Below are 15,447 nucleotides of genomic sequence, written 5' to 3' on the forward strand. Positions count from 1 at the left end.
GACATGACTGTATCGCCTTTCGACCATCCGCTGCTCTCCGCTCTTCTCGGCGACGAAGAAGCGGCGAGGCATTTTTCCGTCGAGGCGGAAATCGAGGCCATGTTGGCCTTTGAACAGGCGCTGTCGCAAGCGGAGGCCGATAACGGGATAATCTCCAAAGATGCCGAGGCAGCGATCGTGGCGGCGCTTGGCACGTTCCGGCCGAACACGGCTCTGCTGCGAGCCGGGGTCGCCAAAGACGGCGTCATGGTGCCGGAGTTGGTGCGCCAGATCAGGGCGGCGGTCGGCGAACCGCATGGCCAGAAAGTGCATTTCGGCGCGACCAGCCAAGACGTCGTCGACACGGGCCTGATGCTTCGGCTGAAACCCGTCGTCGAGCATCTCGATCTGCTGTTGACCGAAACCGTCATGCGCCTCGCCTCGCTCGAAGAGCGTTTTGGCGGCAGGGCGCTGACCGGCATGACGCGTATGCAGAAGGCGATTCAGATCAAAGTGCATGATCGTGTGGCAGCGTGGCAGGGGCCGCTGCAACGGCACCAGGAAAAGCTGCCGGAACAGTCGAGATGCCTGCTGGTGGTGCAGTTCGGCGGTGCCGCCGGCACACTGGAAAAACTAGGCGACAAAGGGAAAGCGGTGCGCGCAGCCCTGGCCGTCAGGCTTGGTCTTGGCGACGCACCGCAATGGCAGAACCAGCGCGACGCGCTCGCTGATTTTGCCGGTTGGTTATCGCTGCTGACCGGCAGCCTCGGCAAATTCGGCCAGGACATCGCTCTGATGGCGCAAGATGGAACCGAGATCAAACTTTCCGGCGGTGGCGGCTCGTCTACCATGCCTCACAAGCAGAACCCGGTGAAGGCCGAAGCGCTGGTGGCGCTTGCCCGCTTCAACGCCACGCAGCTTGCCGGCCTGCATCACGCGCTCGTGCATGAGCAGGAGCGGTCGGGTGCTGCATGGACGCTGGAGTGGCTATTGCTGCCGCAAATGGTCGTCGCAACGGCAGCGTCGCTGCGCCTTGCCGCCGAACTGGCCGCACAGGTCGAAAGTCTCGGCCACTGATGCGCACGCAAATCGTCGTCATCGGGTCCGGGCCGTCCGGGTTGCTGCTTGGGCAACTGCTGGCCGGCATCGGCGTCGAGACGGTCATTCTTGAACGTGCGAGCCGCGAGCGCGTGCTTGGCCGCGTGCGGGCAGGGGTGCTCGAACAGGGCACCGTCGAATTGCTGGAACAGGCCGGCGCGGCGGCAAGGCTGCATGCCGAAGGGCTGCCGCATACTGGCATCTCGCTCGCCTTCGACGGACGCTTGCATCGCATCGACCTCGAGGCGCTGACCGGCGGCAGGCATGTCACCGTCTATGGCCAGACCGAGGTCATGCACGATTTGATGGACAAGCGCGACGCGGCAGGGCTGACCACGATCTACGAGGCGGCAAATGTCGCTCTGCACGATTTCGACGGCACCGCGCCTTTCGCCACCTATGACAAGGATGGCGTCACGCATCGCATCGACTGCGACTTCGTTGCCGGCTGCGACGGTTATCATGGCGTCAGCCGCAAATCGGTGCCCGAGCGTACCCTAAAAATCTTCGAGCGGCAGTATCCGTTCGGCTGGCTCGGCGTGCTGGCCGAGGTGCCGCCAGCCGACCGCGAACTGGTCTACGCCAATCACGAGCGGGGTTTTGCGCTGTGCTCGATGCGCTCGACGCATCGCAGCCGCTACTATGTGCAGTGCCCGCAGGACGATCGCGTGGAGGCGTGGTCGGATGAGCGCTTCTGGGACGAGTTGCGCCGCCGCTTGCCGGAGCAGACGGCGGCAAATGTCGTCACCGGCCCATCCTTCGAGAAATCGATCGCGCCGCTGCGCTCCTTCGTTGCCGAGCCAATGCGCTTCGGCAGGATGTTCCTGGTTGGCGACGCCGCCCATATCGTACCGCCGACCGGGGCGAAAGGGCTCAACCTCGCCGCCAGCGACGTGCGCTATCTCTTCGCAGGTTTGCGCGACTTCTACGTCGAGAAGTCACATGATGGCATCGATGCCTATTCCGGCAAGGCGCTGGCACGGGTCTGGAAGGCGGTGCGCTTTTCCTGGTGGATGACGACGATGCTGCACCGTTTTCCCGACACCGGCGATTTCGGCCAACGCATCCAGGAGGCCGAACTCGACTACCTCATGCACTCGCGCGCCGCATCGACCGCGCTCGCCGAGAACTATGTCGGCCTGCCTTATTGAGGGCTGCGGATCATCCCGCGCCTTGCTGCCTGGCAAGATCCAAAAGCATCGGGCGCTGCCCCTTGAGGATTTTCACCTCGGCCTCGGGCAAGGTGAACCAGCCCGCTCTGTCGACCTCCGGGAACTCCTTCAGGGATCCCGACCTTGGCGGCCATTCCATGGTGAAGCTGTTGCTCTTGATGGAGGTCACATCGATGTCGATGGTCGCCTCGACGGACCAGGCCGAGACGATCTTGCCGCCCGGTTGCCTGTAGTCGCCGAGACGAGTGAAGTATCCATCGACCTTGACGCCAAGCTCTTCCTCGGTCTCGCGTTGCGCTGCCGTCAACTCATCCTCGTCCTCGCCGACGAGGCCCTTCGGTATCGACCAGGCACCATCGTCCTTCTTCGCCCAGAAGGGTCCGCCCGGGTGAACCAGCAACACCCTGAGATCGTCGTCGCTGCGGCGATAGATCAGCAATCCCGCACTGCGTTTTGCCATTTTTGTATGTCCGTTTGCGAAGCTGGCAGCCTGCCGATGGTCCTTGAATCGTTGACGCGAACCTTGCACCAGGGGATTGCGACGCTATGTCAGGCGCGGCTGCATTGCACCTCACCCGCGAGTCCGGCAATCTGATACCATCGCCTATTTGGCGGCTCGAAGGCTAGGTGACGATGCAACTCGGTCTTATTGGCTACTACAGCGACTTCGTCGTGTATCCGCTGGTAATCGCCGTGCTGGCAGTGGCTGGGCTGCTCGAGGCCGGCGAAGAGGGTGCGCCGGGCTGGATAGGCACGGTCCTCGCCTGTCTCGGCCTCTGGACGCTGATCGAGTATGTGCTGCACAGGTTCGTTCTTCACCACATTCCCTACATCAAGGACCTGCACGACCGTCACCATGTCGAGGAGCGCAGTTCGGTGGGCACGCCGACCTGGCTCAGCCTCGGGGTGCATGCGCTGGTCGCGTTCCTGCCGGTATGGATGATCTCGGATTTAGCAACCGCGAGCGCGGTAAGCTGCGGGTTGATGCTGGGGTACCTCTGGTACATCAGCATCCACCACATGATCCATCACTGGCATCCCGCGCATCCGAGCTATCTCTACACGCTCAAGCGTCGCCACGCGGTCCATCACCACATCGACGAAGCGGCCAATTTCGGTGTGACGTCGGCGTTCTGGGATCGCGTTTTCGGGACGGCGCGGCTCTGAAGCCAGTTCAGCCTCGGCCGTTCAACGCCTCTTGCCGCGACCGCCGGGAGACTTGGCTCCGCGGGGTCCGCTCTGAGCCGGCGTGTTGTTCTGGTTTTCGTCGGACAGTTTTCGCCAGCGGGCAAGGCGCTCCGGATCGAGCGTTCCGGCCTTCAAGGCAGCCTGCACAGCGCAGCCCGGCTCATGCACATGCGTGCAGTCGCGGAACTTGCACAGTGGCGCGAGTTCGGTGATTTCGGCAAACAGCGTGTCGATGCCGGAGGCGACGTCACTGACCTGCAAAGTCCGCATGCCCGGCGTATCGATCACCCAGCCGCCGCCGGCAATGGCGTGCAGCGATCGCGACGTGGTGGTGTGGCGTCCCTTGGCATCGTGCTCGCGAATGCCTCCGGTCTGCTGCGGCGATTGCTGCCCCGATCCGGCCAGCGTGTTGACCAGCGTCGATTTGCCGACGCCGGAGGAGCCGATCAGCGCCACCGTCTGGCCGACACCGCACCAGGCAGCCAGGATGGTTGCCGCATCCGATGTCCGGGGGTTCAGCGTCACGACCGGCAATCCACGCTGCAACGCGGCAGCCTGCCTTGCATATGTCTCGGCGTCTTCAGCGGTATCGGCCTTGGTCAGCAGGATCACAGGCGTCGTTCCGGCCTCATTGGCGAGCGCCAGATAACGCTCGAGCCGGGCGGGATTGAAGTCGGCATTGCACGAGGTGACGATGAACAGCGTGTCGACATTGGCCGCGGCAAGCTGCGGCACCCTGCCGCCCTGGGTGCGGCGCTCCAGCACCGTCTTGCGGACCAGGCGGCGCTGCACAAGGTGTTCATGCCCATCGACCAGTACCCAGTCGCCGACCGCATAGTCACCGGTGTTCGCCTGCGCCGGCAGTGTCAGATCGACCGGCCCTGCCTGGGACAGGCCGGTCAGGCGATCGCGGTGGACGGTGGCGATCCGCGTCGGGATAAGATCGGCGTCGCCGGGTTCGAGCTGGTCGCCAAAAAAATCCGTCCAGCCCAGGCCGGCAAGCGATGGCATGGAGTGGTCCGTCACGGCTTTGACCACGGCGTCGCGGACATTGGAGAGTATCCCTGGCAGGTGAGGCGCGGACGGGGTGGGCGATTGCCCAGCTGTATGGGCGGCATGGCGGCATTTGGCAAGCAGGCCCGGAGCCGAGAGCGAGCGGCAAGCTTCTGCGGCCCTCGATCGTCGAACTGACGATCAAGTCGACGAAACAGCGCTATCCGAAAGCGTTTGGCGGGAAAAAACGGCGGCGAGCCGCCTCAGCTTTGAAACGTTAACGAATAATTTGACGCATGCAATATTTCTGGGTTCTATTGGTAACTGTGAAAATTGACTGAATAAGTTCCATCCAGGATTGTCGCATCCGGTCAACGGCCGCATGACTGGGGGCGGGCCGATCATGGCAGGGGATCAGGAATATATCGATGGCGGAGAAGACGCACCGCACGATGGATGACTTCGCCCAGGCATGCGGCGTGTCCCGGCCGACGCTGTCCAAATATTTCGACGATCCGGCGAGCGTGAAGCCGGCGACGCGGGCGCGCATCGAAGCCGCCCTGCGCTCCTCGGACTATCAGCCCAACCTTTTCGCCCGAAATCTCAACCGCAAGCGCACCCGCAACATCGGCATCGTCGTGCCGACGATCACCGATCCGTTCTACGCCGAGATGGTCAGCCGCATCGAATTTCGCTGCCGCGACGAAGGCTACTGGCCGATCGTCATCTCCTCGCATGGTTCGCCGAAGCTGGAGGCGGAGTCGGTCAGGACGCTGCTGTCCCTGAAGGTCGCCGGCGCGATCATCGCCCCACTGGGTCTGGCTTCCGACCGCGGCGTCTTCGACAAGCTCGGGCAGGATATTCCGATTGTCTATTTCGACACCTATATCGAGGGCGATACGCCGTTCGTCGGCAATGACAACCGGCAGAGCGTCTCGACCATCGTCGACTATCTCTGCCGTTCGGGTGAGCCGCCGGTCTATCTCGACATCCCACACGTCAACCACAACTCCGGCGAACGCCAGGAAAGCTACATCGTCGCGATGGAGACCGCCGGGTTCAAGCCGGTCGTCATCGAAGGCACCCGCGATTACACCTGGGACTTCGAACGCATCGGCTACGAGCAGACGGAAAAAATGCTGCAGGCCGGCGCCTTGCCCGGCCGCACCATCCTGTGCGCCAATGATCGCCTCGCCTTTGGCGTGATGGCGGCTGCGTTCTCGCGCGGCCTGAAGGTCGGCCGCAGACCCGATTGCGATCTGCGGGTTGCAGCACACGACGATCATCCGCTGAGCCGCTACACCTGCCCGGCGCTGACCACCATGGCGCAGGATTTCACCGCCATGGCCGGCCGCAGCGTCGAGATACTGCTGGCTCTGCTGGACGAGGCCGATCCGCCGAAGCAAGGCCTGGCCCGCACTGTCAAGCTCGGCGCCACCCTGGTGATGCGTCAGTCGGCCTGATCGTCAGCGACCTTCTCGAAGTGGCGCCAGGCAGCCACCGCCTCGGCCACCGCTTGCCGGGCAGCGGGAATATGGCGTCCCATTGAGACGAAGCCATGGATCTGGCCCGGCCACTGCCGGAGGATCACCGGCACGCCCGCGGCTTGCAGGCGCGCCGCATAGGCTGCCCCTTCGTCGGCGAGGATGTCGCGGCCGGCAAGCGCCACAAAAGCCGGCGCCGCGCCGGCGAGGGCAGGCGCCAGCAAGGGCGAGACGCGCCAGTCCATGATGTCCTCGGGCGTTCGCACATAGTGGTCGCGGAACCATGCCATGGTGGTTGCGGTGAGCCCGAAGCCGTCGCCGAAACGCTGGTAGCTATTCGATGCCTGCCGCGCGTCGGTGTTGGGATAGATCAGGAGTTGCGCCGCAAGCTGAGGCGCAAGCCCATCGCGGGCAAGCAGCGCCAGCACCGTGGCGAGATTGCCGCCGGCGCTGTCGCCGGCAACGCCGATGCGTCTGATGTCGATGCCGAGACCGGCGGCATTCCCCGCTATGAAGCGCAGTGTCGCCAGGCAATCCTCGAGCCCGGCGGGAAATTTGTGCTCTGGCGCCAGGCGATAATCGGGACAGACAATGACGGCGCCGCCGAGATTGGCCATCAGGCGGCAGATCTCGTCATGCGAATCGAGGTTGCCGATGACCCAGCCGCCGCCATGCAGGTAGAGCAGCGCCGGTGCCCCGCTTTGCGGTGCGCCGATGCCGCGATGGATGCGGAGCGCTATAGGCCCATTCGTCCCGTCGATCTGCCGTTCCTGGGTCGCAGCGACCGGCTCGTGCTCACCCTGTAACGTCGGGAACGAGGCGTTGTAGGCAGTTCGCGCCGCCGCCACGCTGCCGGTCTCGAATGGCTCGCCGCCGGCTGCACGACCAATTTCGAGGACGCGCAGCGCATCCGGATCGAGCGTCATGGTCATGTCCTCAGGCCAGCAGGCTGCTCGCCTCTTCCTCGGTCAGCAGGGCCGGCTGCACGACATCGCCCGCGATGGCGACTGATCCCTGTGTTTCACCGGAGCGCAGGATAGCCTCCATGATCTCCAGTACATGCAGCGCGAGGCTGCCGGAGGCCCGTGGGGTGCTGCCGGTTTGAAGCGAGCGCACCAGATCGGCGACGCCGAGCATGCGGTAATTGGCGCGGTCGGGCGCGGCATAAGGCCAGTTGCGGGCGCCGTAGAGATCGCCCTCGCTGGCGAAATCCTGCCAGTCGGTGCCGCGCTCCGACAGCGACACCGTGCCGCCGAACGTGTCGGGGTCGGGCAGGCGCAGCGAGCCCTCCGTGCCGTGCAGTTCGATCGGGTGGTTGGAGTGGCGAAAGACATCCCACGAGGCGCCGAAGGTGACGGTCGCGCCGGAGCGGAATTCAAGCAGCGACAAAACGTTGGTTGGCGTGCCGACCTTGAATGTCGTGTTCTTGAATGGCCCATCGGCTGATATCAGCCTTTCTTCCTGGCCGCGTGTCGCCATTGCCATGACGCGCTCGACCGGGCCGAGCAGATTGACCAGCATGGTCAGATAGTACGGACCCATGTCGAACACGGGGCCACCGCCTGGCTGGTAGTAGAATTGCGGGTTGGGGTGCCAGTGCTCCATGCCGCGGCCCATCATGAAGGCGGTGCCGGTCACCGGACGGCCGATGGCGCCCTCGTCCATCAACCGGCGCGCACGGCGCCCGGCAGCACCGAGGAACGTGTCGGGCGCCGAGCCGAGCAGCAGGCCGCGCGACCGCGCCTCGTTGACCAGGCGTTGTCCGTCGGCGGCCGAGGTGGCGAGCGGCTTTTCGGTGAAGACGTGCTTGCCGGCCGAAAGCGCGGCAAACGAAATATCGAAATGCGCCGCCGGAATGGTCAGGTTGAGGACAAGATCGATCTCCGGGTCGGCCAGCAACGCGTCGACGCCGAGTGCCTGGATACCATATTCCTTCGCTCGCACTGCTGCCATGTCGGCCGAAATATCGGCACAGGCGCGCAATTCGATCCCGCCAAAAAGCCCGGCGTTGCGCAGGTAAGTCATCGAGATGTTGCCGCATCCGATGACGCCGATCCCGAGTTTGGTCTTTGATGTCCCGTGCATTTTCGATCCTGCCTCCCAATGCGCTCATGGCCTGCCGGTTCCGCCCAGCCGTTAGGCGGATCGCTTTCGCAAAAGGCTATACAACGTTTTAAATATTGACGCGCGTAAAATTTTTATACAACATGCGAAAATGCTGGTGCGATATCGGGAGGCCGCCAGCCTTGGGAGGAGAAAAATGACAGACATGAAAACCGGCCGACCGCCGATGCGAATCCTGTGGGCTATGCGCGCATTGGATACTCGGTCGCAGCCAGGGACCGCGACGGGGTCAGGCATAGATCACCTTGGCCCCGGTCCTATCAAGCTGGCTGCGTATCGGACCCGACAGGCTATCGTCGGTGATCACGACATCGACGCTCGACAGCGAAAAGGCCTTGGACGTCCCGCTGACGCCCCATTTGCTCGAATCCGCAAGGAGGACAACGCGCCGGGCCATGCGCACGAGGTTTCGCTTCGTTCGCGCCATGTCTTCGTTCACGTCGACCACATCCAGCGACGAGTCGATCGCATGCGCTCCAACAAAGACCTGATGCGCTACCAAGCCGCCGAGAGCCGTGTCGGCATCGGTGATCAGTGTGCTCACCGTGTCTGGATAGACCCGGCCGCCGATCATGTGAACGTCGAGCCCGGGCCGATGCATCAGATGCTGCACGATATTCATCGCCGTGGCCGCGACCACGACATTGCTGAGCGGCGGTAACAGCATGGCAACCTGCATCAAAGTCGAGCCGCCGTCGAAGATGACCGATTGGTTGTCCTCGAACAGTTCTACCGCTGCCCGGGCGATGCGTTTCTTTGCATCGAGGTTGGTTTGCATCCGCCGGGCGAACGCGGCCGTGGTCGAATCCGTGGTCCGGGTCACCGCGCCTCCGCGGGTCTTGGTCAGCAGTCCCTTACGGTCCAGTATCTCGAGGTCGGAGCGCACCGTGACTTCCGATACGCCAAAATCGTCTGACAGGTCCTTGATGCGGACCTGTCCGCTACGTTGCACTTCACCCAGGATCGATTGGCGTCTCTGCTCTGACAACATTGCCCTGTCCTTGCCTCCATCCGCCAAGCAATCACCCTGGCCTCGGTTCACTCTACCAAAAATATGCGAATTCGAAAGCTTTCGAAAGATTGCATTTGTCTTTTCTTTCGCAAACATTGGGTGCAGGATTTTGAAATCAATCGATTGGAGAGTTTAGGACTCATGAGCCTCGGAACCAAGGTGCGCCTGGCGCGCCTCTTCTCACATCCGTCGGGGAATCTTTTTGGCGGCGCGGTCGACCACTTTGTCGGCTATGGCGACGTGCGCAAAGGAGGTCTTGCCGATCTGCCGGGCGCCCTTGCACGCGTCATGGTAGGCAAACCCGACTATGTCAGCATCCAGCCCGGCACCGCGCGCCATCTGTGGCCGCAATACGCGGGCAAGGCTTGCCTGGTGATCCAGGCCGGCTGCTTTACCCCAGACGATCGCATCAGTGAACTGATTGCAACGCCCGAGGATGCGGTGCGCGCTGGCGCCGATGCGTTGGCCGTGGCCATTCCGGTGCGCGGCGCGACCGAGGGCAAATACATACGCTGGCTGACCGATTCGGTGAACGCTGCGGCCCGTTACGGCATGCCGGTGGTGGCGCATATCTACCCTCGCGATTTCACCGACGGGGCAAAAATCGTCTTTACCCCCGACGAGATCGCCTATGCGGCACGCATCGGCTACGAGTCCGGCGTCGATGTGATCAAGATCGGTTACACGGGCGATTTCGAGTCGTTCCGAGAGACTATTCGGACCTGCCCGGTGCCGGTTGTGATCGCCGGCGGTCCGAAGACCGACACGCTGCTCGGCGCCCTTCAGCAGACGGCGGACGCCATCCGTGCCGGCGCGCGCGGTGCCGTGGTGGGCCGCAATCTCTGGGGGCACGGCGATCCGGAAAAGGCAGCGATCGCCTTTCGGGGCGTCATCCATGACGGCCTTTCGGCGCAAGACGCCCTGGCGAAGGCGGGTGCCTGAACCATGCCCGCCGTCCCTTCAATCCTCGGCTTCGGAGCTATTGCGATCGACGACATCGTCTATGTCGATCAGCCGTTGTCGGCGGGCAAGGGGAAGGTTCTGCAAAGTGCCCGAGCTTTCGGGGGAAATGTCGCGACGGCACTTGCCGCCGTCGCGCGGCTCGGCGGAAGCGCCGGGTTCGTCGGATGGCTGGGCAGTGCCGCCGACGACGCCGTGTTGTGCGATCTCGTTGCGAGCGGCGTTGAAACCGCGTTTGCGCCGCGCCACCCGCACGCGCGCCCGGTGCGCTCGCGGATCACCGTCGGTTCGGATGGGGAGCGATTCATCGCGTATGACGACGAAGCGATGCTGGGCACCGCGCCGGACTTTCCGGATGAGGTTCTCAGCCGCGCGACAGTCCTGATCGTCGACAGTTACGGGATCGGGTCGCTGGATGTCGTGGCTCGGGCTCGCGATCTCGGCCTTGCGATCCTCGGCGATGTCGAATGGAGCCACGGCCCGGCCACCGAGAGACTGATCGGGCTCTGCGACCATCTCATTCTTCCGCTCGGCTTCGCGCGGACCGCCACCGGCCGCCAGTCGCCGGCCGAGATACTCGATGCATTGTGGTTGCCGTCGCGGTCCGCCGTGGTTCTGACGGATGGCGGCAGGGGCGTCTTCTATCGCGGACGCGACGAGACAGGGCTCTGGCACCTGCCTCCGCACCGGGTTGCCGTCGTCGACTCGACCGGCGCCGGTGACTGCTTTCATGGCGCCTATGCCCTGGCATTGACACGCGGGGCCGAAACCGCAGGCCGGGTCGCATTCGCGGCCGCGGCGGCGGCCGTTTCGATAACGGGGCGGGGCGGGCGCGAGGCGCTTCCGACCGACGACCAGGTCAAGCAACTCCTGGCATCGACAAACGCGCCGTCGGCAGTCGAACTGAAATATGCGCGGCTCGATACTGGAACATAGCCTAGCTATCCGAGGAAAAATTTCGCAGGTGAACGTAAGCCGAGGACAATCATAAAAATCAGTGGCTTAGACTTGTGGAGGGAGGAATATGGCAGAAGTCGTTCTTGAAAATATCTGCAAGACATACGGGAACAATTTTCACGCAATCGACCAATTGAACCTGTCGGTCAAGGACGGTGAGTTCTTGATTCTCGTCGGGCCGTCCGGCTGTGGCAAATCCACCGCGCTGCGGATGATCGCGGGATTGGAGGACGTCACCAGCGGCAGCCTTCGGATCGGCGGTGTCGACGTCGTCGACATGCCGCCCAAGGACCGCGACATCGCGATGGTCTTCCAGAGCTACGCCCTCTACCCGCATATGACGGTGTTCGAAAACATCGGCTTTTCGATGCGGCTGGCAGGCAAGCCGAAGGCCGAGCGCAAAAAGCGCGTGGACGAGATCGCCAAAACCCTTCAACTGACGTCTCTGCTGGACAGCAAACCCGCGAACCTTTCAGGCGGACAGCGTCAAAGGGTTGCCATGGGCCGCGCCATGGTGCGCGAGCCGGCAGCCTTTCTCATGGACGAACCGCTTTCCAATCTGGACGCGAAACTGCGTGTTCAAATGCGCGCCGAAATCACCAGTCTGCAAAAGCAACTCGGCGTAACGACCATATATGTGACCCACGACCAAACCGAAGCCATGACGATGGGCGACAGGGTCGCGGTGTTGAAAGGCGGCGTGCTGCAGCAGGTCGACACACCCAAGAGACTCTATGAATCGCCGGTGAACGCCTTCGTTGCCGGCTTCATCGGGTCTCCTTCGATGAACCTTTTCGAGGCGACCCTGACGGGCGACGAACTGATGTCCGGCGCCCTGGCCATTCGGCTGCAGGATGCAGCCTTCGTGCGCAGGCCGGGCTTGAAGTCGTATGCGGGGCGCAAGGTCGTGTTCGGCATACGACCGGAGGATCTCTATGACAGCAGCCTCGAATCCGGCCGCAAGTATCAGACGATACCGGCAAAGGTGACCTCGATCGAAGAACTTGGATCCGAACAAATCGTCCATCTCGACATCGACGCGGTCCGGGTGGACTCCGGCGACCCTGACGCGGTGCAGGATTTCGGCCTGGCGTCGAATGCGGTGGCGAAATTCGAACCGACCAGCACGGTCCGCTCCGGCTCGGAAATCAGGTTGGCCCTGGATGATACCAAGCTCCATTTCTTCGACCCGGAGACGCATCTGGCAATCTGAATATCAGCGATAAGACCCGCGGGTGAGGGTGAGGCGCCTGCGTAAGAAGACTTCTGAATAATCAGACGATCGGCCGCATTGTGCGGGCGAATATAAAGAAGGAGGAGAAAATGACGTTTCGCATTAAACCCGCGATGCTGAAAATAGCCGCGGCCGCATGGTTGCTTGGCGCAACCGGCGCCATGGCGGATACGACGCTGGAATTCACCCAATGGTGGGAGCCCGAATTGCCGGCCGGCTCGCTCAGGGCAATCATGGATGACTTCGAGGCCGCAAATCCCGGAATCAAAGTGACGCTGGTCAGCGGCCCCTACGCGACCACGCGTGACCAGATCTCGGTTGGTGCTGCAACCGGAACGCTCAGCGACGTCGTCGGTCTCGACGGTGCCTGGGTGAACAATCTGAATGCGCAGAGCGCACTCGCCGACATGAATCCGATGATGGATGCGAGCGGTTTCGACAAGAGCCAGGTCGCGGACATCGTCAAGGTGGACGGCAAGGCGGTGATGTTTCCCGTGGCTTCCTTCGTCTATCCGGTCTTCGTGAATTTGGACCTTGCTGCCCAGGCAGGCGTGACCAAGCTGCCGTCGACCCGTGCGGAGTTTCTCGAAGCCGCCAAGAAGATGACGATCGCCGACAAGAATCAGTATGGCTGGGTGCTGCCCCTGTCGCTGCAAACGCCATCCGGCGTTCAGAACGACATGATGTCGTGGGTTTGGGCTTCGGGTCAGTCGATGATGGCGAACGGCAAGCCGGACCTTGAGGGCAAACCGGTGGTGGATATGCTCACCTTCGTCAAATCTCTCAACGACGCCGGCACCATCTCGCCCGGCATCGCCACCAAGACCGAGCAGGAAAAGGTCGAGGAGTTCGTCAACAACCGCGTCGGGATGATGATCGACTCGCTCGCGCATGTGAACCTCATCCGCAAGCGCAATCCCAAGCTGAACTTCGACCTCATCCCGGTCCCGGTCGTGGAAAACTATACCGGCAAGCGCGGCCTTCCCTATGCCTCCTGGGGCATCGGCATCTCTGCTGCCTCGAAACATCAGGAAGAGGCCTGGAAACTCGTCCAATATGTGATGAGTGAAAAGGTGAACGCCAAGCTCGTATCGCTTGCAAACGCCTTCCCGGGCAACGTCAACGCCAAGCCCGATTTCGTGACCTCGGACAAGGCTTTCGGCAAGGCTTTTGAAATCTTCAAGACCGGTTATCTCGCCAATGAGTTCACGGGCCTGCCGGTGGCAGAAGACCTGATGACCCAGTTCGACGTGCAAGCCCAAAAGATGCTCGCCGGCGAGCAGTCTCCGGAACAAGCAGCCGCCGCCGCTCAGAAGGGCTGGATGGCGAAATTCTGATCGGCCTGTTCCCGTTTGCTGACTTCGACCGGGTGGCCTGACTTCGGGCAGGCCACCCGGCAACAACGGATCGGCAATTTGAGTGGACCTGTTTTTGAAGCTTACCTTCTCTTGAAGGCGTATCCCAAGGTTGGCACATGACCCGGCAAAAGCGCTCTCACCACAAGCTCAAACGAGCGGTCGCACCCTACCTCTATCTGTCGCCCTCGCTGCTCATAATCGGGCTTCTGATGCTGCTGCCGATGGTGACGGTGATTGGCTACTCGTTCCAGAACAGCGCGGTGCTGCGTCGTGACCCATCCTTTGCCGGACTGAAACACTACCAGGCGATCTTCGACGACCCCGTGTTCTGGGCTTCGCTGTGGCACACGCTCTACTTCACATGCATGAGTGTCATTTTCCACATGACCATCGGCATGGCCTTCGCGCTCATGCTGAACAGCGACCGCATCAATCCGACGCTGCGCAATATCCTGCGCGTGCTCTATATACTGCCTTGGCTGTTCACCGCGGTGATTATCGCCGTGATCTGGCGCCTGCTGCTTGAGCCGAACGGTGTCGTGAATAGCATTCTCATGCAAATCGGCATCATCGGTTCCAAGGTCGAATGGTTTTCCTCGCCTGAGACCGCGCTGCACGCCGTCACCTTTGCCAACATCTGGGCGGGCTATCCGCTCTTCATGGTCAGCCTGCTCGCGGGTTTGCAGGGCATTCCCAAGGATTTCTACGAGGCTGCCGATATCGACGGGGCGAAAGCCTACCAGAAGCTGATCTTCATCACCATTCCGCAGCTGATGCCGATCATCATCAGCATCTCGCTGCTCGACTTCATCTGGACCATGCAGGTCTTCCCATTAATCTGGATAACGACGGGCGGTGGCCCGATCTACTCGACCGAGGTCCTCAGCACCTACACCTACAAGCTGGCGTTTTCGAGCTACAACCTGTCGCAGGCTTCAGCCAGCGCTGTGGTCATCTTGCTGATCTCTCTCGGCCTGACGCTGTTCTATATTCGCTATCAGAAGGCTCGGTAGTCATCATGAGGAAAAGGCATACGCCGAAAGACAGGCTGATCACCGTCGCGCTCCATGTAGCGCTTGCAGCGGGGCTCTTTTTCGCGGCATTTCCGATCTACTGGATGCTGAGCAGCTCGTTCAAATCGAATACCGAAATCTTTGCCCTGCCACCAACCATCCTGCCAAAGGCCTTCACGCTGGAAGCGTATGCAGCCATCCTTGGCGACCCGGTAAAGCTGCGCTTCTTCTTCAATAGCTATTTCGTGGCGGGAGCGGTGACTGTGCTGACGGTGCTGATCGCCCTGCTGGCGGCCTACGGGTTCAGCCGCTTCAACTTCCGCGGCAAGGGCATCCTGAACACAATCATCATCAGCACGCAGACGATTCCGCCGATCACACTTTTGATCCCCTTCTTCGGGCTCGTCGTCTCATACGGCATCTTCGACACCTATGTCGCACTGATCCTGACTTATCTGGTGTTTACGCTGCCCTACGCGATCCTGCTGATGACGGGATATCTGAACACCTTGCCCCGCGATCTCGATGAAGCCGTGGCCGTCGATGGCGGCACCAGTTGGACAGCGCTTTGGCGGGTGATCGTCCCGATTTCACTGCCTGGCATCGTGGCGACGTCGGTCTACACCTTCCTGTTGTGCTGGAACGAATTTCTCTTTGCGCTGACACTGACGAAGTCAACGTCCATGCGCACCGTCCCGATCGGCATCCAATTGTTGATGGGTCAGCACGCCTTCGAATGGAACCAGATGATGGCGATGAGTGTGCTCGGCTCGCTACCGCTCTTGCTCATCTACCTCGTTGCCCAGAGGTACTTCCTCGCCGGCATGACCGCGGGCTCCGTCAAGTAGGATGTCCATCCCACGGCGACGCAGGGT

At 62.0% G+C, this 15,447-nt stretch carries 15 protein-coding genes; 10 read left to right on the forward strand and 5 right to left on the reverse strand.

The features are described 5' to 3' along the window. Nucleotides 1–3: 3 nt before the first annotated feature. Nucleotides 4–1,056 carry a 3-carboxy-cis,cis-muconate cycloisomerase gene (locus NP503_RS13525; protein ID WP_127266580.1) on the forward strand — a complete coding sequence of 351 codons (1,053 nt, stop codon included), beginning with the start codon at nucleotides 4–6 and terminating at the stop codon, nucleotides 1,054–1,056. Further along, entirely contained in the window at nucleotides 1,056–2,228 is a 1,173-nt protein-coding gene (gene pobA, locus NP503_RS13530) for a 4-hydroxybenzoate 3-monooxygenase (RefSeq protein WP_127266579.1), read from the forward strand. Before NP503_RS13525 ends, pobA begins: the two co-directional genes overlap by 1 nt. A gap of 10 nt (nucleotides 2,229–2,238) precedes the next feature. On the opposite strand, the gene NP503_RS13535 is transcribed toward pobA, so the two are convergent. Then, entirely contained in the window at nucleotides 2,239–2,709 is a 471-nt protein-coding gene (locus NP503_RS13535; protein ID WP_127266578.1) for an NUDIX domain-containing protein, read from the reverse strand. Nucleotides 2,710–2,882: 173 nt separating this feature from the next. On the opposite strand from NP503_RS13535, the gene NP503_RS13540 reads away from it, so the two are divergent. Then, nucleotides 2,883–3,416 carry a sterol desaturase family protein gene (locus NP503_RS13540; protein ID WP_127266577.1) on the forward strand — a complete coding sequence of 178 codons (534 nt, stop codon included), beginning with the start codon at nucleotides 2,883–2,885 and terminating at the stop codon, nucleotides 3,414–3,416. A gap of 21 nt (nucleotides 3,417–3,437) precedes the next feature. Here the strand turns inward: NP503_RS13540 and rsgA are convergent, their stop codons facing one another. Further along, complete coding sequence (gene rsgA / locus NP503_RS13545; RefSeq protein WP_164748644.1) at nucleotides 3,438–4,448, reverse strand: ribosome small subunit-dependent GTPase A; 1,011 nt, start codon at nucleotides 4,446–4,448, stop codon at nucleotides 3,438–3,440. A 410-nt stretch (nucleotides 4,449–4,858) separates the two neighbouring features. Between rsgA and NP503_RS13550 the strand changes: the two genes are divergently transcribed. Beyond that, complete coding sequence (locus NP503_RS13550) at nucleotides 4,859–5,893, forward strand: LacI family DNA-binding transcriptional regulator (protein WP_127266575.1); 1,035 nt, start codon at nucleotides 4,859–4,861, stop codon at nucleotides 5,891–5,893. Here the strand turns inward: NP503_RS13550 and NP503_RS13555 are convergent. From NP503_RS13555 to NP503_RS13565, 3 genes are all read right to left on the reverse strand, one after another. Then, entirely contained in the window at nucleotides 5,881–6,840 is a 960-nt protein-coding gene (locus NP503_RS13555) for an alpha/beta hydrolase (protein ID WP_127266574.1), read from the reverse strand. The genes NP503_RS13550 and NP503_RS13555 overlap by 13 nt on opposite strands. A 10-nt stretch (nucleotides 6,841–6,850) precedes the next feature. Then, entirely contained in the window at nucleotides 6,851–7,999 is a 1,149-nt protein-coding gene (locus NP503_RS13560) for a Gfo/Idh/MocA family protein (RefSeq protein WP_127266573.1), read from the reverse strand. Between the two features lie 268 nt (nucleotides 8,000–8,267). Beyond that, nucleotides 8,268–9,029 (reverse strand): DeoR/GlpR family DNA-binding transcription regulator, encoded by a 762-nt coding sequence (locus tag NP503_RS13565; protein ID WP_127266572.1) that lies wholly within the window; start codon nucleotides 9,027–9,029, stop codon nucleotides 8,268–8,270. 162 nt (nucleotides 9,030–9,191) lie between these two features. Here NP503_RS13565 and NP503_RS13570 point away from each other — a divergent pair, with 162 nt between their 5' ends. The 6 genes from NP503_RS13570 (at nucleotide 9,192) to NP503_RS13595 (ending at nucleotide 15,420) form a co-directional block, all read left to right on the forward strand. After that, entirely contained in the window at nucleotides 9,192–9,992 is an 801-nt protein-coding gene (locus tag NP503_RS13570; RefSeq protein WP_127266571.1) for a class I fructose-bisphosphate aldolase, read from the forward strand. 3 nt (nucleotides 9,993–9,995) lie between these two features. Further along, entirely contained in the window at nucleotides 9,996–10,946 is a 951-nt protein-coding gene (locus tag NP503_RS13575; RefSeq protein WP_127266570.1) for a PfkB family carbohydrate kinase, read from the forward strand. A gap of 88 nt (nucleotides 10,947–11,034) precedes the next feature. Further along, entirely contained in the window at nucleotides 11,035–12,180 is a 1,146-nt protein-coding gene (locus tag NP503_RS13580; RefSeq protein WP_127266569.1) for an ABC transporter ATP-binding protein, read from the forward strand. 110 nt (nucleotides 12,181–12,290) lie between these two features. Continuing rightward, nucleotides 12,291–13,538, forward strand: coding sequence for a sugar ABC transporter substrate-binding protein (locus tag NP503_RS13585; protein WP_127266568.1), 1,248 nt, complete (start codon nucleotides 12,291–12,293; stop codon nucleotides 13,536–13,538). Nucleotides 13,539–13,675: 137 nt separating this feature from the next. Then, nucleotides 13,676–14,572, forward strand: coding sequence for a carbohydrate ABC transporter permease (locus NP503_RS13590; protein ID WP_023808791.1), 897 nt, complete (start codon nucleotides 13,676–13,678; stop codon nucleotides 14,570–14,572). A 5-nt stretch (nucleotides 14,573–14,577) separates the two neighbouring features. After that, the gene (locus NP503_RS13595) at nucleotides 14,578–15,420 is read left to right on the forward strand and encodes a carbohydrate ABC transporter permease (protein ID WP_127266567.1); all 843 of its coding nucleotides are present in this window, start codon (nucleotides 14,578–14,580) and stop codon (nucleotides 15,418–15,420) included. Nucleotides 15,421–15,447: the final 27 nt, after the last annotated feature.

The sequence above is a fragment of the Mesorhizobium sp. SEMIA396 genome, from assembly GCF_024518615.1.
Taxonomy (GTDB): domain Bacteria; phylum Pseudomonadota; class Alphaproteobacteria; order Rhizobiales; family Rhizobiaceae; genus Mesorhizobium.

Excerpts from the sequence above, each read along its gene's own strand:
- NP503_RS13525 (WP_127266580.1), top strand. The coding sequence starts at position 4 with ATGACTGTATCGCCTTTCGACCATCCGCTGCTCTCCGCTCTTCTCGGC.
- pobA (WP_127266579.1), top strand. The coding sequence starts at position 1,056 with ATGCGCACGCAAATCGTCGTCATCGGGTCCGGGCCGTCCGGGTTGCTG.
- NP503_RS13535 (WP_127266578.1), bottom strand. The coding sequence starts at position 2,709 with ATGGCAAAACGCAGTGCGGGATTGCTGATCTATCGCCGCAGCGACGAC.
- NP503_RS13540 (WP_127266577.1), top strand. The coding sequence starts at position 2,883 with ATGCAACTCGGTCTTATTGGCTACTACAGCGACTTCGTCGTGTATCCG.
- rsgA (WP_164748644.1), bottom strand. The coding sequence starts at position 4,448 with ATGCCATCGCTTGCCGGCCTGGGCTGGACGGATTTTTTTGGCGACCAG.
- NP503_RS13550 (WP_127266575.1), top strand. The coding sequence starts at position 4,859 with ATGGCGGAGAAGACGCACCGCACGATGGATGACTTCGCCCAGGCATGC.
- NP503_RS13555 (WP_127266574.1), bottom strand. The coding sequence starts at position 6,840 with ATGACGCTCGATCCGGATGCGCTGCGCGTCCTCGAAATTGGTCGTGCA.
- NP503_RS13560 (WP_127266573.1), bottom strand. The coding sequence starts at position 7,999 with ATGCACGGGACATCAAAGACCAAACTCGGGATCGGCGTCATCGGATGC.
- NP503_RS13565 (WP_127266572.1), bottom strand. The coding sequence starts at position 9,029 with ATGTTGTCAGAGCAGAGACGCCAATCGATCCTGGGTGAAGTGCAACGT.
- NP503_RS13570 (WP_127266571.1), top strand. The coding sequence starts at position 9,192 with ATGAGCCTCGGAACCAAGGTGCGCCTGGCGCGCCTCTTCTCACATCCG.
- NP503_RS13575 (WP_127266570.1), top strand. The coding sequence starts at position 9,996 with ATGCCCGCCGTCCCTTCAATCCTCGGCTTCGGAGCTATTGCGATCGAC.
- NP503_RS13580 (WP_127266569.1), top strand. The coding sequence starts at position 11,035 with ATGGCAGAAGTCGTTCTTGAAAATATCTGCAAGACATACGGGAACAAT.
- NP503_RS13585 (WP_127266568.1), top strand. The coding sequence starts at position 12,291 with ATGACGTTTCGCATTAAACCCGCGATGCTGAAAATAGCCGCGGCCGCA.
- NP503_RS13590 (WP_023808791.1), top strand. The coding sequence starts at position 13,676 with ATGACCCGGCAAAAGCGCTCTCACCACAAGCTCAAACGAGCGGTCGCA.
- NP503_RS13595 (WP_127266567.1), top strand. The coding sequence starts at position 14,578 with ATGAGGAAAAGGCATACGCCGAAAGACAGGCTGATCACCGTCGCGCTC.